The organism is Aquibacillus albus (assembly GCF_016908325.1).
Classification (GTDB): Bacteria; Bacillota; Bacilli; order Bacillales; family Amphibacillaceae; genus Aquibacillus_A; species Aquibacillus_A albus.
This window is the reverse complement of the sequence record NZ_JAFBDR010000056.1, coordinates 1-1,610: the sequence shown is the minus strand read 5'-3', so window position 1 is coordinate 1,610 and position 1,610 is coordinate 1. Positions and strand designations below refer to the sequence as shown.

Annotated in this window: 1 protein-coding gene; it reads left to right on the top strand. The window is 35.9% G+C overall.

Annotated features, from left to right (window positions below):
- The first annotated feature begins 311 nt into the window (after nucleotides 1-311).
- Nucleotides 312-1,412 (top strand): hypothetical protein, encoded by a 1,101-nt coding sequence (locus tag JOC48_RS21135; RefSeq protein WP_204502407.1) that lies wholly within the window; start codon nucleotides 312-314, stop codon nucleotides 1,410-1,412.
- Nucleotides 1,413-1,610: the final 198 nt, after the last annotated feature.

Below are 1,610 nucleotides of genomic sequence, written 5' to 3'. Positions count from 1 at the left end.
CTTGGTATATTAAAGGTTCGGGCAACACTTAAGTATCCTAAACCTTCATGATCATGGTAATACTGTACAACCTTTTCTTTAAATTCTTTCGTGTATCTTTTATTACTCATAAAAACTCTCCCCTTATAGCGACAACGTAACACCCCATAATCTCTGTGTCTACTATAAGGGGATAATATCACTGACCCCAGTTTTTGAAAATTTCTTGGTTATAACTGTAACAATAATAATTTTTTTTCGTCATATTAAATAGAAGAAAAGTTTAACTGATTGGAACTTTGTGGAATTACTATTAATAGGGAGGGACAGACATGAAAAGAATAGTGTTTACTTTGTTAAGTCTTATATTAGTTTTTGTTATATCTGCTTGCGAAGAAGAATCCGATACAACACAAGGTGATACTCCTGATGAAAATGAACAAACAGAAGAAACAAATGAAGAACAAAATGAACAGTCATCCGATGATTCGGAACAGGAGGGAGACATCCAGGAATTCAATGAAGAAGATGCTGTTGAGTTAATGAGTGACTATAAGGATTCATTTGTATCCCTTATTAATGAAGCAGGAGAAGATCAGAAAGCCGATTCGTTTCAAACAAAAGCTGAAGTGAAAGAACACTTTAAATCAACGATGTCAGATGATTTAGCAACATGGATGACAGATTCTTACTTTAAGGAAGAGGATGACGGTGTTTACATCATTGCTAAAGATGGTCCTACTTGGTTAAAAGAAGAACAGTCATTTGACGTTGAGAAAGTATCAGATGGTCATGTCAAAATTGTGCAAGAACGAGATAATGAATTGCTCGGTCATGTGAAGATGGTATTTCATGCAAAATTTCAAGGGGAATACTGGGTTGTGTCTGAGATAGAACAAGAAGAGGTAAGTGAACAATCAAATCAAGGCACCGGAACGAATTCTGATATAAAGAGTACTGCTAAAGCCGTTAAGGAATTGATTGTCAGTCAAGATATGAAAACCTTGGCTAAGCATGTACATCCAGAGAGAGGAGTACTCTTTTCCCCATATGTTCATGTAAAAGAAGATGCCCAAGTATTCCAACAAAGTGAATTGGAGAATTTTTTTGAAGATGACCAAGTATATGAATGGGGAGTATATGATGGTCGAGGCAATACAATTGAACTGACTCCCAGTGAATATTATGAAGAGTTTATTTACGCACCAGACTTACAAGATGCAGATCAAATACTTGTCGATGAAATGAAGCAACGTGGAAATATGAAAAATAACATTAAAGCGTTTTTTCCGAATTCTACGGTTGTGGAATTTCATTTAGAACCTTCAGAGGAAAGCGGAATGGACTGGTCAAGTCTTAACCTTGTGTTTGAACAAATAAAAGGCGGGGAATGGAAATTGATTGCCATCGTTAATGATCAATGGACAATTTAAAATAATCTTTTCTTAAAAAAATGAGGCTACCCCAAATAAGGGAGCCTCATTTTTTTAATACTAAAACACAGAGTGTCCGCCGTATGAGGACAAATGTCTTTTTGAGGGGTCAGTGATATTATCCCCTTATAGTAGACACAGCACTAGTGGGGTGTTACGTTGTCGCTATAAGGGGAGATTTTTGTGAGTAATAAAAGA